Annotated in this window: 12 protein-coding genes; 9 read left to right on the forward strand and 3 right to left on the reverse strand. The window is 72.9% G+C overall.

Translation table 11 applies throughout. The features are described 5' to 3' along the window. The coding region (locus tag EAO70_RS33415) for a hypothetical protein (protein ID WP_261993154.1) at nucleotides 1-543 on the forward strand (543 nt) is incomplete at its 5' end. Nucleotides 544-599: 56 nt separating this feature from the next. Here the strand turns inward: EAO70_RS33415 and EAO70_RS33420 are convergent. Both EAO70_RS33420 and EAO70_RS33425 read right to left on the reverse strand, forming a co-directional pair. After that, nucleotides 600-1,229, reverse strand: coding sequence for a hypothetical protein (locus tag EAO70_RS33420; protein WP_148006482.1), 630 nt, complete (start codon nucleotides 1,227-1,229; stop codon nucleotides 600-602). Nucleotides 1,230-1,457: 228 nt separating this feature from the next. Then, nucleotides 1,458-3,641, reverse strand: a complete 2,184-nt coding sequence (locus tag EAO70_RS33425) for a RecQ family ATP-dependent DNA helicase (RefSeq protein WP_148006483.1) — start codon at nucleotides 3,639-3,641, stop codon at nucleotides 1,458-1,460. A gap of 142 nt (nucleotides 3,642-3,783) precedes the next feature. Between EAO70_RS33425 and EAO70_RS33430 the strand changes: the two genes are divergently transcribed. The 7 genes from EAO70_RS33430 to EAO70_RS33460 all read left to right on the forward strand — a co-directional run bounded on the left by EAO70_RS33430 (nucleotide 3,784) and on the right by EAO70_RS33460 (nucleotide 14,108). Beyond that, nucleotides 3,784-5,202 (forward strand): DUF4192 domain-containing protein, encoded by a 1,419-nt coding sequence (locus tag EAO70_RS33430; protein ID WP_148006484.1) that lies wholly within the window; start codon nucleotides 3,784-3,786, stop codon nucleotides 5,200-5,202. Beyond that, entirely contained in the window at nucleotides 5,171-7,228 is a 2,058-nt protein-coding gene (locus tag EAO70_RS33435) for a glycogen debranching N-terminal domain-containing protein (RefSeq protein WP_148006485.1), read from the forward strand. The genes EAO70_RS33430 and EAO70_RS33435 overlap by 32 nt, the downstream gene beginning before the upstream one ends. A 109-nt stretch (nucleotides 7,229-7,337) precedes the next feature. After that, on the forward strand, nucleotides 7,338-8,174 hold the full coding sequence (locus EAO70_RS33440; RefSeq protein ID WP_148006486.1) for an NUDIX hydrolase: 837 nt from the start codon (nucleotides 7,338-7,340) through the stop codon (nucleotides 8,172-8,174). 122 nt (nucleotides 8,175-8,296) lie between these two features. Further along, nucleotides 8,297-10,144, forward strand: a complete 1,848-nt coding sequence (locus EAO70_RS33445) for an ABC transporter ATP-binding protein (protein WP_148006487.1) — start codon at nucleotides 8,297-8,299, stop codon at nucleotides 10,142-10,144. A gap of 160 nt (nucleotides 10,145-10,304) precedes the next feature. Continuing rightward, nucleotides 10,305-11,192, forward strand: a complete 888-nt coding sequence (locus EAO70_RS33450; protein WP_148006488.1) for a FadR/GntR family transcriptional regulator — start codon at nucleotides 10,305-10,307, stop codon at nucleotides 11,190-11,192. Between the two features lie 379 nt (nucleotides 11,193-11,571). After that, nucleotides 11,572-13,119 carry an RNA polymerase sigma factor gene (locus EAO70_RS33455; protein ID WP_187284144.1) on the forward strand — a complete coding sequence of 516 codons (1,548 nt, stop codon included), beginning with the start codon at nucleotides 11,572-11,574 and terminating at the stop codon, nucleotides 13,117-13,119. A 170-nt stretch (nucleotides 13,120-13,289) separates the two neighbouring features. Continuing rightward, nucleotides 13,290-14,108, forward strand: coding sequence for a serine protease (locus tag EAO70_RS33460; RefSeq protein WP_148006489.1), 819 nt, complete (start codon nucleotides 13,290-13,292; stop codon nucleotides 14,106-14,108). A 114-nt stretch (nucleotides 14,109-14,222) separates the two neighbouring features. On the opposite strand, the gene EAO70_RS33465 is transcribed toward EAO70_RS33460, so the two are convergent. Beyond that, the gene (locus tag EAO70_RS33465; protein ID WP_015036683.1) at nucleotides 14,223-14,453 is read right to left on the reverse strand and encodes a hypothetical protein; all 231 of its coding nucleotides are present in this window, start codon (nucleotides 14,451-14,453) and stop codon (nucleotides 14,223-14,225) included. Nucleotides 14,454-14,885: 432 nt separating this feature from the next. On the opposite strand from EAO70_RS33465, the gene EAO70_RS33470 reads away from it, so the two are divergent. Continuing rightward, the gene (locus tag EAO70_RS33470) at nucleotides 14,886-17,003 is read left to right on the forward strand and encodes a type IIA DNA topoisomerase subunit B (RefSeq protein ID WP_148006490.1); all 2,118 of its coding nucleotides are present in this window, start codon (nucleotides 14,886-14,888) and stop codon (nucleotides 17,001-17,003) included. The last annotated feature ends 226 nt before the right edge of the window (nucleotides 17,004-17,229 follow it).

A 17,229-nucleotide genomic window follows, 5' to 3' on the forward strand; every position in this document is an offset into this window, starting at 1 on the left:
GTACCCGGCCCGCGCACCGCGGCCTCACCGCGTCCCGGACGCCCCGTTCCCGGCCCCGCCAGGCCCGCGGCGCCGGCACCCCGCCCGCACCCCGGTGCCGGGCCCGCTCCGGCGAACACCGCGGAGAATCGTCCCGATCAGCGATCCACGCCCCAGCTCCAGCTGATCCCGGCCCCCGCCGACGGTGCGCTCGACGCCGCCGAGGAGGCACTGGACCTGCTCCTGGAGAGCGGGCGGGCACCGGGCGAGGTCCTGGTGCTCACCACCGGCGACCCGCACCCGTGGACCGCGCACGAGCTGTCCTTCGGCGAGGCCGCCTACTGGGCCCAGCAGGACAGCGGCGACGACGTGTTCTTCGCGCCCGCCGCCGCCGTGGAGCGGGCCGCCTCCCGTCCCGTGGTGATCGTCGCCGTGAACGGCGGGGACGACCGGACGGCCGCCAAGGCGCTGCCGTCCGCCCTGGCCCGTGCCGGAGTCCTGCTCGTCGTCTGCGGTGACCCGCAGCACGTCACGACGCTCCTCGGAGCGGGCGCCGGAGTCTGACCGACCGCCCCTCCGCCGGACCGCACCGGGTCCGGCGGAGGCCGTCGTCGGTGTGCTCAGCGCGCGGCGGCCCGGCGCAGGGGCTCGGCCGCCCCGCTCGCGGTTCTCGGCGTCAGCCGGCCGAGCTCGGCCGTCCCCTCGCCGAGCGGCAGGGGGAGCGAGTCGGAGCTCGGACGGCGCCCGCCGCGCCCCTCACCGAGCACCTGCCAGCCGGCCCGGGTCAGCGTGATGTACGCGCCGCAGCGGAGGCCGTGCAGGGTGCAGGCGTCCCTGAGCCCCCACATCCACGCGCCGTCCTCCTCGGTCCAGCGCTCGTCACCGTCGCGGCAGTACATCAGCACCGCGGTGCGCACCGGTGTGCGCCTGCGGAGGTCGTGCGGGATGACCCGCCGCAGATGCGCGAGCAGCGCGTTGCGGAACTCCCAGCCGTCCGCCGGAGTCGGGCGGCGTACGAACGACGCGCTGGCGGCGATCCGTTCCTCGTGGTCGAGGATTGCGAGGACCGCCGTCGAGGGCGCGGGCGTGTGGCGCGAGTGCAGTCCGCCGACGACCTCGCGCGGACTGCGCAGCAGCGGGATGCCCGCCGCGGCCCACTCGGCCGGTTCGAGTACCCGAGCGAGGCGGTTGGCGGACTCGGACGACGATCTGAGCGAGGCGGCTGTGGGCGGAGCGAATCCGAGGGTCACGGTCCTCCCTTCGGATACGCGCCCGCAAGGCGGGCAAGGTCGGGTGAGGGCGCACCACAGCACAGCCCGTCCAGACCGCTGGCGGGGCGTGCGAGGCGGTTTCCCAATTCTTGCGGGCCCTGGGGCGAGCGGCAATGAGCAATTGAGGCCGCTGACGGGATTGCGTCGGTATGCCTTTCATATCCCTGCCCAGTTGCCCATTGTTCACTCCCCGTTCCTCCTCCCGTTTCACCCCTGGACTGCGAGCACCAGCGGAAACACTCCTTCCGCTCCTGCCCGGCGAAGCAGCCGGGCCGCCACCGCCAAGGTCCAGCCGCTGTCGGACAGGTCGTCGACCAGGAGCACCGGTCCTCCGGCCGAGGCCAGCCGCTCGCCCAACTCGGCGGACACCGTCAGGGTCCGCTGCAAGCCCACCACCCGCTGGGCGCTGTTGGTCCGGGACAGCCGCACGTCCGCCGCCTCGGGCGCGTACTCCACCGACCCGAGCAGGGGCATCCTGCCGATCTCCGCGATCCGCTGACCGAGCGAACCCACCAGCATGGGCCTGCGGTGGGAGGCGACCGTGACCACGCCGGCCGGCCGCGCCGGCGCGTCGGGCGCCCCCGAGGCCCAACCGCCGGGCCCCTTCGCCCAGTCGGCGAGCACGTGCACCACCGCCTGCACGACGTCGTCCGGAACCGGACCGTCGGCGGCGGTGTCGGCCAGCAGCGGACGCAGCCGGTTCCCCCAGCCGATGTCCGAGAGCCGTCCCAGGGCCCGGCCGCCGAAAGCCAGTTCCCCCGCCGGGATACGGCCCTTCAGATCGACGCCGACGGCCGTGAGTCCGGTCGGCCACATCTTCCGCGGCTCGACCTCCACGCCCGGCCGGCCGAGCTCGCCCTTGGCCGCGTCCAGCGCCGCGTCGGTGACCTTCGGGTCGAACCGGCTCCCCGCGCAGTTGTCGCAGCGGCCGCACGGCGCGGCCTCCTCGTCGTCCAACTGGCGGCGCAGGAACTCCATCCGGCACCCCGAGGACGCCGCGTAGTCGCGCATCGCCTGCTGCTCGGCCGCCCGCTGCCGCGCCACCCAGGCGTACCGCTCGGTGTCGTACACCCAGGGACGGCCCGTGCTCTCCCAGCCGCCCTTCACCCGCCGCACCGCGCCGTCCACGTCGAGGACCTTGAGCATCGTCTCCAGACGGGTCCTGCGCAGCTCCACCAGAGGCTCCAGGGCGGGCAGGGACAACGGCCGGCCCGCCTGGGCGAGGACGTCGATGGTCCGGCGCACCTGCTCCTCGGGCGGGAAGGCCACCGAGGCGAAGTACCGCCAGATCGCCTCGTCCTCCTGCCCCGGCAACAGCAGCACCTCGGCGTGCTCCACACCACGCCCGGCACGGCCGACCTGCTGGTAGTACGCGATGGGGGACGACGGGGACCCGAGGTGCACCACGAAGCCGAGGTCCGGCTTGTCGAAGCCCATGCCGAGGGCCGAGGTCGCCACGAGCGCCTTGACCCGATTGGCCTGGAGGTCGTCCTCCGCCTGCTGCCGGTCGGCGTTCTCCGTGCGGCCCGTGTACGAGGAGACCGTGTGTCCGCACTGGCGCAGATAGGCCGTGACCTCGTCGGCCGCGGCGACCGTCAGCGTGTAGATGATGCCGGAACCCGGCAGTTCGCCCAGGTGGTCGGCCAGCCATGCCAGGCGGTGGGCCGCGTCGGGCAGCCGGACCACGCCCAGGCTCAGGCTCTCCCGGTCCAGCGGGCCCCGCAGCACCAGGGCGTCCGTGCCGGCGCCCGTGCCGAGCTGCTCGGCCACGTCGGCCGTCACCCGGGCGTTCGCCGTCGCCGTGGTCGCGAGCACCGGAACGCCGGACGGCAGGTCCGCCAGCATCGTGCGCAGCCGGCGGTAGTCGGGACGGAAGTCGTGCCCCCAGTCCGAGATGCAGTGCGCCTCGTCGACCACGAGCAGGCCGGTGGCGGCGGCGAGCCGGGGGAGCACCTGGTCGCGGAAGTCGGGGTTGTTGAGCCGCTCCGGACTCACCAGGAGGACGTCGACCTCGCCGGCGGCGACCTCCTCCTGGACCGTGTCCCACTCCTCCGTGTTCGACGAGTTGATCGTCCGGGCGCGGATGCCCGCCCGGGCCGCCGCCTCCACCTGGTTGCGCATCAGCGCGAGCAGGGGGGAGACGATCACGGTCGGGCCGCTGCCGCGCTCGCGGAGCAGCGAGGTAGCCACGAAGTACACCGCCGACTTGCCCCAGCCCGTGCGCTGCACCACCAGGGCGCGGCGCCGGTCGGCGACCAGCGCCTCGATGGCCCGCCACTGGTCCTCGCGCAGTCTCGCCGTGCCGGTCGGGTCCGAGACGAGACGGGCGAGCACGGCGTCGGCGGCGGTCCGGAGCGCCGCGCGGTCTTCCTGGGGGTCTGCGTGGGTCATGACTCCATGCAACCCGATGCCTCGGACATCGGGCGAATGGGCGCCGGATCTGTGGATAACCCGAACGGGTCGACGAAAGCCGCGTTCGCGGAGTTATCCACAGGGGTTTCGGATTTCGGGAGATCACGAGACCGTCCTGACCATGAACGCGAATCACCACGAAACCAGCGGACCCGCCCGTACCCAGATCACCCTGCGCGGCCCGGCCGAACTGGCCGACGCCCTGCCGTTCGTGCTGGGCTTCCACCCCACCGACTCCGTCGTCCTGGTCGGGCTGCACGGCGAGCACGGCCGCTTCGGCGGACGGGTCAGGCTCGGCATTCCCCGATCGCCCCGCGAATGGGCGACCACCGCCGACCACCTCGCCGATTGCCTCGTGGAGGGAGGCGCCCGGAGCGGCGCCCGCCCCGACGGCATCGTCGTCTTCCTCTGCCAGGACCCGGCGGCGGGTGAGACGGGCCGCAGGGTCATGGAACGTCTTCGTCCCTTCGCCCAGCGGCTGCGCACCGCCTGCGGCGCCCTCGACATCCCGGTCTACGAGGCCCTCTGCATCTCCGACGGGCTCTACTTCTCCTACTGCTGCCCCGACGCCCGCTGCTGCCCGCCCGACGGCACCCCGCTCGCCCTCAGCGGGACGACGGTGATGGCGGCGACCGCGGCCTACGCCGGAGTCCAGGTGCGAGGGACCCTGCGGGACATGCAGCGGCGCTTCCGGCCCACCGGCGGGTCTAGGGAGGAAGAGCAGCGCACGGCGCTCGACACGAGCGCCGCCGCGATCGTCCCCCGGATCATCGAGGGCGCCGAGAACGAGGGGCGGGAGGAGGTGCGCGAGGAGACTCTGCGCCTCGCCCGCGCGGTGCTCCGCCGTTTCGCCAATCCGGTGGAGCCGACCGCGCCGGCCGGCCCCCCGGGGGCTCCGGGCGACCCGAGGACGGCGCGGGACGAGGCCGCCGGCACCGCCGCGGGCGACGAAGCCGACGACGCCCTGGTCGGCACGGACGAGGCGGCCGCCCTGATCCTCGGCCTCCAGGACCGGGCCACCCGGGACCGCGCCGCCGAATGGATGGAGGGCTGGGAGGGCACAGCGGCGCTGCGCCTCTGGCGCGTCCTGGCCCGCCGCTGCGTCGCCCCCTACCAGGAGCACTCCGCCGCACCGCTCACCCTCGCGGGCTGGGCCGCCTGGTCGACCGGCGACGAGCCGACCGCCCGGGTCGCCCTCGGACTCGCGCTCGAGGCGGACCCCGAGTACGTCTTCGCCCGGCTGCTGCACCAGGCGTGCAACGAAGGGCTCGACCCCGAGTCGCTCCGCTCCTGTCTGCGGGCCGAACGGGACGACCGGCTCGCCGCGGACGAGGCCGTCGCCCGTGTGACCGCACAGGTCAGGACCCGCATCGCGCGCTCGCGCAGCAGCAGGCAGACCGTGCGGAAGCCGGTTCGCGGCCCCGGTGGAGCGGAGCGGCGCACCTCCGCCGACGTCCGGCCCGGCGGGCCCGGCGCGGGGAGGCCCGGGAGCCGGGCGCCCAGGCAGGGTGGGCAGCGTGGCACCCGGAGCGGTCGATGAGGACCGTGACCCGGCCCCCCGTCGGCGCGTTCAGCTCCCCCGCGAGGTCCGGCCGGCCCGGCCGGCTCAGTTTCCCTCGGTGCACGACGCGCTCCTCTGCGTCGCACTGCCCGCCCTCGCCGTCAACGCCGGACACGGCCAGCTCACCGGGGAGGGACCCGAGGGCGTGTACGCGTCGGGCCGACGGATCCTCTCCCGCTGCGTTCTTCGCGTGGCGGGGCGCGAACCGCTGGCCCTCCAGGGCCGGATGGCTGCGGCGGACCGGGCCGTGTTCCTCGGAGCCCTCCGCGTGCCCGGGGACATGGGGCCCGACCCCGGGCTCACCGTCGAACGCACCCGGAGCGCCGACGGCAGCGAGCGGATCACCCTGCGTAGTGCCGCCGCCCGCCCGTTGCGCCTCCCCGTGGAAATCTCTCTGGGGTCGGATCTCGCGGACCTGGGGGCGGTGGCGTCCGGCCGGCCCGGACCCGAGCTCACGGCGAGCGTCCACGGCACCGGCCTGCGCTGGACCGGCGAGGCCGGACGCTCCGTCACCGTCACGGCGGACCCGCCGCCCATGGACGCCCTGGCCGCGGCGGGTGTCCTGCGCTGGGAGGCCGAGCTGGCGCCCGGGGGCACCTTCACCGTCCGGCTTCGGGTGCGCGACGGCGCGCCCGGCCGCCCCGCCGGCGCCCAGGGAGGCGCCGGACGGCCCGGTGGCCACGTCCTCGCCGAAGCCCTCGCCGAGGGCGACGACCCCCGCCCGGGGCAGCTGCTGCGCACCTCGGTCGAGGATCTGCGGGCCCTGCTCCAGCGCGACCCCGCCCACCCGGCGGGCGTCCACCTGGCGGCGGGCGTCCCCTGGCGCTGCGGACCCGTCACCGCCGAGGCGCTCTGGGCGGCCAGGATGGCCCTGCCCCTCGGCACCCGGCTCGCCGCCACGACCCTCCGCGCCCTCGCCGGGTCCCAGCTGTCCGGCGGCGGTTCCGAGTCCGGTCGCATCCCGGGCCCGCTCAGGGACGCGGGTCCGCATCTGCCGCCCCACTGCACGGGCGTCGAGGCCACCCTCGCCTTTCCGGTCGTGCTCGCCGAGGCCCGCCGCTGGGGCCTGCCGACGGCGGACCTGGAAGAGCTGCTGCCCACGGCGGAGCGCTGTCTGGACTGGCTGCGCCGCACGGCCGGCGCGAGCGGGCTGGTGCCGGACCCGGGGCCCGCCGGTCCCTCGCGCGCCGAGACGCAGGCACACGCACATCGTGCGGCGCTCCTCGGGGCGGACCTGCTCGACGCGTGCGGCAGACCCGGCGCGGACGCGCTGCTGGAGGCGGCGGGAACGATGCGCGAGCAGTTCCGGCGGGAGTTCTGGCTCGACGACCCGGCCGGCGGCCGGCCCGCCGCCGCCCTCGGACCGGACGGCCGGACCTGGCCCACGCTCGGCGGCTGGGCCGCCCATCTGCTCGACACCGGACTGCTCGGCGGCGGCCGCCTCGCCCGGGGGCTGCTGGACAGGGCGGAGGCCGAGCAGGTGGCGCGACTGCTCGCCACCCCCGCGCTGGACTCCGGCTGGGGCCTGCGCAGCCTGGGAGCCAAGGAGCCCGGGCACAACCCCCTCGGTCATCGGGCGGGCGCCGTACGGGTGCACGAGACGGCGGTCGCGGTGGCGGGGCTCGCCGCCCTCGGACACGAGAAGGAGGCCGCCTCGCTGCTCCGCGGGCTGCTCGACGCGGCGGAGAGCTTCGCGTACCGGCTGCCCGAGATGTACGCGGGGGAGCAGCGCACGGCGGGCGGGCGGCCGGTTCCCCATCCCGCCGCGTGCCGTCCGGCCGCGGTCGCGGCCGCCGGAGCCGTCCACGCCCTGCTGGCCCTCGTCGGCGTCCGTCCGGACGCCCCGGGGCGTGCCGTGTCGACGCATCCCCTGCGGTCGGCGCCCCTCGGAGCGATCAGGTTCTCGGGGCTCGTGGTCGCGGGCGAGCCGTTCGCCGTGCGGGTCGGCAGGCTCGGTCTCGGTATGGTCGAGGAGGCCGCAGAGGGCCTTCAACTGGGGGTGTGACGGGATGCCGGGCACAGACACGACGGAAGCCTCGCGAGAGGGCGCGGGAGTCGGCGCCGATGCTTTCGAGGGGCGTGCTTATCGTCAGGAAGACGACTATGATCGCGGCATGCCTCCCTACGACCCGTCGGCCTTTCCGCCCTTCGCCGTGACCGTCGATCTGGTCGTCCTCACCGTGCGCCGCCACGCGCTCTGCACCCTGGTCGTGCGGCGGGGGGAGGCGCCGTACAAGGGGCGTTGGGCACTGCCCGGCGGCTTCGTGCGCGAGGACGAGGACCTCGGCGGCGCCGCCGCGCGCGAGCTGGTCGAGGAGACGGGCCTCTGCGCCCACGATCCGGCCGCCCCGCCGCCGGTGCCGAGCAACGGCGCGCACCTGGAGCAGCTGGCGACCTACGGGGCGCCCGATCGGGACCCGCGCATGCGGGTGGTCAGCGTCGCGCACCTCGCGCTCGCTCCGGACCTCCCCGCCCCGCGGGCCGGCGGCGACGCGAACAGCGCCCGCTGGGCCCCCGTCGAGGAGTTGCTCGGCGAGGAGCTGCTCGCCGGGACGGTGGACGCGCCCGCGGCGGTCCGGGGCGCCGACGGCGATGCCTCCGGGGGCGCCGGGGGCGAGGAGAAGGAAGGCGGCCCGGTCGCACTCGCCTTCGACCACGCCCGGATCCTCGCCGACGGGGTGGAGCGGGCCCGGTCCAAGATCGAGTACTCCTCCCTGGCCACCGCCTTCTGCCCGCCCGAGTTCACCGTCGGCGAGCTGCGACGGGTCTACGAGGCCGTCTGGGGCGTCGCGCTCGACCCGCGCAACTTCCACCGGAAGGTGACCGGCACGCCCGGCTTCCTCGTTCCGGCCGGTGGCACCACGACCCGTCAGGGCGGGCGCCCGGCCCAGCTCTTCAGGGCAGGTGGGGCCACCCTCCTCAACCCGCCGATGCTGCGCCCCGAGGTCTGACGGGCCGGGGCCCCCGGCACTCCTGGGCGCCAACCCTGCGTGGAAAGTCCGAAATGTAGCGTTATCTTGCTGCGGTAGCGCCGCCCTGCCGCGGAGCGGTGTCACCTACCGCGAGAGAAGCGATGCTCCAGGCCATCGGACTGACCAGCACTCCCCGCCGTGATCGCCCGCCCGCCGTGGACGATCTGACCTTCGATGCCCGGCCGGGTGCCGTGACCGCTCTCCTCGGCCCCGCGGGCTCCGGCAAGACCACCACGCTCCGGCTCATGCTCGAACTCGAGCCGGGGCGCGGGACCACCTACTTCCGCGGGCGGCCACTTCACCGCATCGCCCACCCGCCGCGCGAGGTCGGCGTCCTCCTCGGCGACATCCCGGGCCACCCCTCCCGCACCCTCCGGGGCCAGTTGCGGATGCTCTGCGCCGCCACCGGGGTTCCCGCCTCGCGGGCCGAGGAACTCACCCGGGCCGTCGGCCTCGACGGACTGGAGCGGCGGCGGATCGGCACCCTCCCCATCGGCGCCGACCGCCGACTCGGCCTCGCCGCAGCCCTGTTGGGCGACCCCCACACCCTGCTGCTCGACGAGCCCGGGGCCGGCCTCTCCGCCTCCGAGAGCGGCTGGCTGCACGCGCTCCTGCGGGCGCACGCGGACGGCGGCGGAACCGTGCTCTACACCACGGCCGACCCCAAGGACGCCGTCCGCAACGCCGACCGGGTCGTCACACTCGACGCCGGGCGGCTCGTCGGCGACCAGGACGTCACCGAGTTCTCCCGCACCCGGCTGCGCCCGCGGGTCTCCGTCCGCACCCCGCAGGCCGCGCGGCTCGCCGCGGTCGTGACCCAGGAGGCCCGGGCCGCCCGCCGTCCGGTCGAGGTCGTGGCCGAGGACGGCAACCGGCTGTCCGTCTACGGAAGCGACTGCGCGGCCGTCGGCGACACGGCGTTCCGGCACGGCGTACCGATCCACCGGCTCGCCGCCGAGACCGGCGACTCCGGTGGCTCCGGAGCCCCCGCCGGCCGCGGTCGGTCCGGGCCGCGCACCGCGGTGGGAGGCGGCGGCCCGGAGTCCGGCGGCTCCGACCGCGAGCCCGGGGCCGGTGGCTCCGTACCGGCCGACGTCACGCCCTCCGGTTCCGCGACCCCCGGTTCAGCGACCCGTGAAACCGGGGCTGAGGAGCCGGGCGGGGCCCGTCGGCCCGCCCGCTCGCCCCTGCGACCACTGCGGTACGAGATCCGCCGTCTCCTGGGCGTGCCGTCCACCCCGCTCGTCGTGGCCGCCGTCCTGCTCGTCTCGGTGACGCTCGCCCTTCTCCTGGGCCGGGGCGGCCGGGCCGCGCTGCCCGCCGTCCTGGCCGGCTGGCCCGCCCTCTCGCCGCTGCCGCCCGCGGCCCTCGGCGCCGGACTGCTCGGGGCCTTCTCCTTCGGAGAGGAGTACCGCTACCCGGCGCTCACCACGGGCCGGGGAGCCGTGCCGCGCAGACCCGGCCTGCTGATGGCGAAGCTGACCGTGGCGGCGGCGGTGGCCCTGGCGCTGGGTGCGGCTGTCGTCGTGGTGGACCTGGAGGTCCTGCGGTTCGTCTACGGCGGCGAGTTGATCGCGGTACCGAGAAACTGGCCGACGATGTCGGCGAGTTGGCTGGGCCTCATGATCGGCTGCGCCTGGGCCGGAGTGCTGGGCGCCGGGGTGTTCCGGGCGGCGGCGGCCGGGGTCGCTGCGGTGCTCGCCGTGCCGGTCGCCTTCGTCCCCCTGATGCAGAAGGTGCTGACGGGTCCCTCGGTGCGGTCGGCCGCCGGACTTCCCTCGCGACTGCGGGAGTTCGCCGGTCCGCAGTGGTCTCCCGCGGTGGACCGCTGGCTGGCGGGAGGGCTGAGGGTGCTCGGACAGCCCGCGGGGGTGGCTCTCTCCCTGACGTTGACCGGGTTGTTCTGCGCCTATGTGTTCACCGGCCTTCGCCGGAAGGCGCGTTGGTGATCACTTGCGGACCGAAAGCTTCCGGATCGCGGTCAACTCCTCTGGAATCTGACCTAAATGTCCCAATTATCGTCAATTGTGTAGGAGTCGCCGATCACCCTTTCGTGTGCTTTTCACCAAAGACCTCAAGGGCCACGGAAGCAACGCCGACAAAGGATGCGTGAGTACCCTTGCGCACACCATGATGACCGCCGCCCGCTCCGTCGACTCCGGCCTCGGCGCCCCGGGCGATCTCGACCGCTACCCCTACGCGGAGGCGCCCGGCGCCGGCCGCGTGGGCCCGCCCTCCTGGGAGGGGGTGGACACCGACCTGGGGCGCGTCGGCCGGAGGAGCGCCGGAAACCGGGGCCGCGGCCTGCACGGACAGCTCGTCCAGCAACTCGGCCAGATGATCGTCTCCGGTGACCTCGGGGCCGACCGCCCGCTGGTCCCCGAGGAGATCGGCCAGCGCTTCGAGGTCTCGCGCACCGTCGTCCGCGAGTCGCTGCGCGTGCTGGAGGCCAAGGGGCTCGTCAGCGCCCGCCCGAACGTCGGTACCCGCGTCAGGCCCGTCGCCGACTGGAACCTCCTCGACCCCGACATCATCGAGTGGCGCGCCTTCGGCCCCCAGCGGGACGACCAGCGCCGCGAGCTCAACGAGCTGCGCTGGACGATCGAGCCCCTGGCCGCCCGCCTCGCCGCCGGGCACGGCCGCGAGGACGTCCAGCAGCGCCTCTCCGACATGGTCGAGATCATGGGCCACGCGTTCGCCCAGGGTGACGGCATCACGTTCTCGCGCGCCGACACCGAGTTCCACTCGCTCCTCATCCAGCTCGCCGGCAACCGCATGCTGGAGCACCTCTCCGGCATCGTCGGTGCGGCGCTCCAGGTCTCCGGCGGCCCCGTCACGGGCTGTGACCGCCCCGGCGAGGCCTGCCTCGCGCACCACGCGCGGATCGTGGACGCGCTGGCCGCGGGTGACGCCCTCGCCGCGGAGACGGCCATGCGGGCGCTGCTCATGGTCCACCCCGAGGTGGAGCGAGTCGTCCCCGCCCCCCGCGAACACTGACCCGCGGGCCGTGGCCGGGAACGCGCAGGCGCGGACACCGCGTGCCGCCGGGTCCGAGCGGCGTCCGGGGAGCCCGGCGGGGCCTCCCCGGACGGTGCCAGGATTCCGGCGGTGTGAATGTAGGCTGATATACCCCTCTGCGTTGGTTTGTCGCACATGAGGTGTGACTCGGGCCACGAAGATTGGGCGTAACACTCCTCCGAGCCGTGCGATGACCTAAGAGGTGACAGCCGAGGAAGGAATACAGCAGCCGATGGAGGCGCTGTGCAGTTCCCCGGTCCAGCCCGCGCCGTCGGCACATTCCCCGTCGACGGTCGTCGGCTCCAGCCCGATCCCGGGCGGGGCCGGAAGCCGTATCCATCGTTCCGAGAGGTTGTTCGTGTCGGCCAGCACATCCCGTACGCTCCCGCCGGAGATCGCCGAGTCCGAGTCTGTGATGGCGCTCATCGAGCGGGGAAAGGCTGATGGGCAGATCGCCGGCGATGACGTGCGTCGGGCCTTCGAGGCTGACCAGATTCCGCCAACCCAGTGGAAGAATGTTCTGCGCAGCCTCAATCAGATCCTCGAGGAAGAGGGTGTGACGCTGATGGTCAGTGCAGCGGAGTCGCCGAAGCGCGCCCGCAAGAGCGTCGCCGCGAAGAGCCCGGCCAAGCGCACCGCCACCAAGACCGTCACCGCCAGGACGACCGTGACGAAGACGACCGTCACGGCCGCCTCCGCGGCACCCGCGGCGGAGGGCGCCGACCCGGCCGACGAGGCCGGATCCGCCCCGAAGGCGGCCGCGAAGAAGACCGTCGCGAAGAAGACGGTGGCCAAGAAGACCGTCGCCAAGAAGGCCACGGCCAAGAAGACCGCGTCCAAGAAGGACGCCGACGAAGCCGTCGAGGGCGAAGAGCTGCTCGAGGACGTCGCGGCCGGCAAGGGCGAGGAAGAGGAGCCGGAGGGCGAGAGCAAGGGCTTCGTCCTGTCCGACGAGGACGAGGACGACGCTCCGGCGCAGCAGGTCGCCGTCGCCGGTGCTACCGCCGACCCGGTCAAGGACTACCTGAAGCAGATCGGCAAGGTCCCGCTCCTCAACGCCGAGCAGGAGGTCGAGCTCGCGAAGCGGATCGAGGCCGGCCTGTTCGCCGAGGACAAGCTCGCGAACTCGGACAAGCTCGCGCCGAAGCTCAAGCGCGAGCTGGAGATCATCGCCGAGGACGGCCGCCGGGCCAAGAATCACCTCCTGGAGGCCAACCTCCGTCTGGTGGTCTCGCTGGCCAAGCGCTACACCGGCCGCGGCATGCTCTTCCTGGACCTGATCCAGGAGGGCAACCTGGGTCTCATCCGCGCGGTCGAGAAGTTCGACTACACCAAGGGCTACAAGTTCTCCACGTACGCCACCTGGTGGATCCGTCAGGCGATCACCCGCGCCATGGCCGACCAGGCCCGCACCATCCGCATCCCGGTGCACATGGTCGAGGTCATCAACAAGCTCGCGCGCGTGCAGCGCCAGATGCTCCAGGACCTGGGCCGTGAGCCCACCCCGGAGGAGCTGGCCAAGGAGCTCGACATGACCCCTGAGAAGGTCATCGAGGTCCAGAAGTACGGTCGTGAGCCGATCTCCCTCCACACCCCGCTGGGTGAGGACGGCGACAGCGAGTTCGGCGACCTGATCGAGGACTCCGAGGCGGTCGTCCCGGCCGACGCGGTGAGCTTCACGCTCCTCCAGGAGCAGCTGCACTCGGTGCTCGACACGCTCTCCGAGCGTGAGGCCGGCGTCGTCTCGATGCGCTTCGGCCTCACCGACGGCCAGCCGAAGACGCTGGACGAGATCGGCAAGGTCTACGGCGTGACCCGCGAGCGGATCCGTCAGATCGAGTCCAAGACCATGTCGAAGCTGCGTCACCCGTCGCGCTCGCAGGTGCTGCGCGACTACCTCGACTGATCCGTACCTCGGCAGGTCCGTGAGGGTGACGGACACGAGGCAGGAGCGGTACGCGGAAGGGCCCGGTTCCCCCAGGGGGAGCCGGGCCCTCCGGCTGTCCGCGGGGTGCACGGCGGCGCCGCGTGCTGGACTCTGGGTGAACGAACATCACCGGAGAGTCAGGAGGCTCCATGCGTGGTTCTCTCAGCCGAGCAGTGACGGGTGCTGTGGGCCTGATCGCGGCCGTGGCGGGACAACTGGCCACCGCCGTCCCCGCGGCCGCCGACAGCGTCGTGGTGGGCGGTCGGCCGGCCCAGATCACGGACGCGCCGTGGGTGGTGGCGCTGTCCAGCCGTGACCGGTTCGGAGGTACGCGCGCGGGGCAGTTCTGCGGCGGCGTGATCGTGGCGCCGACGAAGGTGCTCACGGCGGCCCACTGCCTGGGGCGCGAGGTCCTCGGCGGCGAGCCGTGGGAGGTGCGCGACTTCGTCGTCATCGCCGGCCGTGCCTCGCTGCGCGGGCAGGGCGGGCAGGAGGTGCGGATCTCGGACACCTGGGTCAATCCCGACTACGACCCGACGACGAACTCGGGCGATCTCGCGGTGCTGACGCTCACGAGCCCGCTGCCGCAGTCGTACGTGATCGGCGTCGCCCGGGCGGGGGATGCGGCGTACACCCCCGGTACGGAGGCGGACGTCTACGGCTGGGGCGACACGACGGGCAGCGGGACCTACGCCTCCGCGCTGCGCACGGCGCGGGTGCAGATGCTCCCGGACAGCGCGTGCGAGCGGGCCTACCCGGGTGGCTTCGGCGTCTCCTACCGGAGCGACACGATGCTGTGCGCGGGCGACCCACAGGGCGGCAAGGACGCGTGCCAGGGGGACAGCGGAGGCCCCCTCGTGGCGAAGGGGGTGCTCGTCGGCCTGGTGTCCTGGGGCAGCGGCTGCGGGCAGGCGGAGAACCCCGGGGTCTACACCCGGGTCTCGGCGGTGCTGCCGGAGAGCTTCTGATCCCTCGCGGACAGTGGCGGTACGAGAACGGGCGGTCACCCCCCTTGCCTTACGGGGGTGACCGCCCGCCGTCCGGTCAGTGGCCGGATCTGGGCTCGTCGTGGATGCGAGGCGTCAGTGGTCGTCGCCCTGGGTACGGGCCGGCACGTCCGTCAGGCGGTCCGTCTCATCCTGTATCTCAACGGCGATCTTCTTGAGTTCCGGCTCGAACTTGCGGCCGTGGTGGGCGCAGAAGAGCAAGTCACCTCCGCTGGTCAGGACGACACGCAGGTAGGCCTGGGCGCCGCAGCGGTCGCAACGGTCAGCGGCCGTCAGGGGGCTCGCGGGGGTCAGAACAGTAGTCACGTCGCCTCTTCTCTAGCTCGACGAGCTGTCGTACCAGGGTCAACATCCAACCAGGCCGAAAACGTTCCCGCTCGCGGCTTTTCCTTCAAACTTCTTCGCAGGTGGCTGTCTGCTGCCGGTTGGCGGCGAATGAGCCGTATTGCGTCGCTCTACGGATTTCGCGTTGCTTGTGTAGGTCAGTCCTCCCGGCGTGGTTGCCGGTTGTTGATGAGGACGTGCCCGGAGCCTAAATGGTTCATGCCTGGAAGGGAACGTGATGTTCGCGTCACCCCTTCGAGGGATCGAACATCCATACGAGGCTGGACTAGCATGAGGAAACGGGGAGGGTGGCGTGACAACGGCTCTACCAGGCATCGGTACCCTCTGAGCGGTGACCGACGCCGGGCCTTACCCCACCGGGCCAGATTTCAAATTCAGCGAGGAGCGAACCGCGTGACCGCCGAAACGTCCGTGCCGTCCAGTGCGCTGCTGACCGCAGACCGTGACGCTTCCAACTACACCGCGCGGCACCTGCTCGTACTGGAAGGGCTCGAAGCGGTCCGCAAGCGCCCCGGTATGTACATCGGGTCCACCGACAGCCGCGGCCTGATGCACTGCATCTGGGAGATCATCGACAACTCCGTCGACGAGGCCCTCGGGGGCTACTGCGACCACATCGAGGTCGTCCTCCACGAGGACGGCTCCGTCGAGGTGCAGGACAACGGCCGGGGCATCCCGGTCGACGTCGAGCCGAAGACCGGGCTCTCCGGGGTCGAGGTCGTCATGACCAAGCTGCACGCCGGCGGAAAGTTCGGCGGCGGCTCCTACGCCGCCTCCGGCGGTCTGCACGGCGTCGGCGCCTCCGTGGTCAACGCCCTGTCGGCCCGCCTCGACGTCGAGGTCGACCGGAACAGCGCCACGCACGCGATCAGCTTCCGCCGGGGCGTCCCCGGCATCTTCACCGAGCAGGGCCCCGACAGCCCCTTCGATCCGGGCAACGGCCTGCGCAAGGGCAAGCGCGTCCCCAAGACCCGCACCGGCACGCGCGTGCGCTACTGGGCCGACCGGCAGATCTTCCTCAAGGACGCCAAGCTCTCCCTGGAGACGCTGCACCAGCGCGCCCGGCAGACCGCCTTCCTCGTCCCCGGCCTCACCATCGTCGTCCGCGACGAGCGGGACCTGGCAGGGGTCGGCAAGAGCGAGGAGACGTTCCGCTTCGACGGCGGGATCAGCGAGTTCTGCGAGTACCTCGCCCAGGACAAGGCCGTCTGCGACATCCAGCGGCTCACCGGCCAGGGCACCTTCAAGGAGACCGTCCCGGTCCTCGACGAGCGCGGGCACATGACCCCCACCGAGGTCACCCGGGAGCTCGCCGTGGACGTCGCCCTCCGCTGGGGCACCGGCTACGACAGCACGGTCAAGTCCTTCGTCAACATCATCGCCACACCCAAGGGCGGCACCCACGTCTCCGGCTTCGAGCAGGCGATCACCAAGACGGTGAACGAGGTGCTGCGCTCGGCCAAGATGCTGCGGGTCGCCGAGGACGACATCGTCAAGGACGACGCCCTGGAGGGCCTGACGGCCGTCGTGACGGTCCGGCTCGCCGAGCCGCAGTTCGAGGGCCAGACCAAGGAGGTCCTCGGGACGTCCGCGGCGCGGCGGATCGTGGCGAGCGTGGTCGCCAAGGAGCTCAAGGCCTTCCTGACCTCGACCAAGCGGGACGCCAAGGCGCAGGCCCGTGCCGTCCTGGACAAGGCCGTCGCCGCCGCCCGCACGCGTATCGCCGCCCGCCAGCACAAGGACGCGCAGCGCAGGAAGACCGCGCTGGAGTCCTCCTCGCTGCCGGCCAAGCTGGCCGACTGCCGCAGCGACGACGTGGAGCGGAGCGAGCTCTTCATCGTCGAGGGCGACTCGGCCCTCGGTACGGCGAAGCTCGCCCGGAACAGCGAGTTCCAGGCCCTGCTGCCGATCCGCGGCAAGATCCTCAACGTCCAGAAGTCGTCCGTCTCGGACATGCTGAAGAACGCCGAGTGCGGGGCGATCATCCAGGTCATAGGGGCGGGCTCGGGCCGCACCTTCGACATCGACGCGGCCCGCTACGGGAAGATCGTGCTCCTCGTCGACGCCGACGTCGACGGCGCCCACATCCGCTGCCTGCTGCTGACGCTCTTCCAGCGCTACATGCGGCCGATGGTGGAGGCAGGGCGGGTCTTCGCCGCCGTGCCGCCGCTGCACCGGATCGAGCTCGTCCAGCCCAAGAAGGGGCAGGACAAGTACGTGTACACGTACTCGGACAACGAGCTGCGCCAGACCCTGCTGGAGTACCAGCGCAAGGGCGTCCGCTACAAGGACTCCATCCAGCGCTACAAGGGCCTGGGCGAGATGGACGCCGACCAGCTCGCGGAGACCACGATGGACCCGCGCCACCGCACCCTGCGCCGGATCAACATCGGCGACCTGGACGCGTCGGAGCAGGTCTTCGACCTCCTCATGGGCAATGACGTGGCGCCACGCAAGGAGTTCATCACCGGCTCGGCGGCGACCCTCGACCGCTCGCGCATCGACGCCTGAGACGCTCCACCCGTGGGCGGAGCCACCCGCTCCGCCCACGGACCGCTCCCCTCCCGCCCGACTCTCCACGCGGTACGCATATCAGCACGGTCCGGTCAGGCCGCCTGGGAGAAGAGTCACCTGATGGGGTGAAGAGCGGGAGGAGAAGAGTCCGGGATCTTCCCGCTCTGTCCATCCTTGGTCACGCGGCCGAAACGGTTCGCTCGACAAGGAGAGTTGGTCGGTG

This window comes from Streptomyces sp. adm13(2018), from assembly GCF_008042145.1.
In the GTDB taxonomy this organism is placed as follows: domain Bacteria; phylum Actinomycetota; class Actinomycetes; order Streptomycetales; family Streptomycetaceae; genus Streptomyces.

What these genes read in the sequence shown, in the direction of transcription:
- EAO70_RS33425 (WP_148006483.1), bottom strand. Translation starts at nt 3,641, where the DNA reads ATGACCCACGCAGACCCCCAGGAAGACCGCGCGGCGCTCCGGACCGCC.
- EAO70_RS33430 (WP_148006484.1), top strand. Translation starts at nt 3,784, where the DNA reads ATGAACGCGAATCACCACGAAACCAGCGGACCCGCCCGTACCCAGATC.
- EAO70_RS33440 (WP_148006486.1), top strand. Translation starts at nt 7,338, where the DNA reads ATGCCTCCCTACGACCCGTCGGCCTTTCCGCCCTTCGCCGTGACCGTC.
- EAO70_RS33445 (WP_148006487.1), top strand. Translation starts at nt 8,297, where the DNA reads ATGCTCCAGGCCATCGGACTGACCAGCACTCCCCGCCGTGATCGCCCG.
- EAO70_RS33460 (WP_148006489.1), top strand. Translation starts at nt 13,290, where the DNA reads ATGCGTGGTTCTCTCAGCCGAGCAGTGACGGGTGCTGTGGGCCTGATC.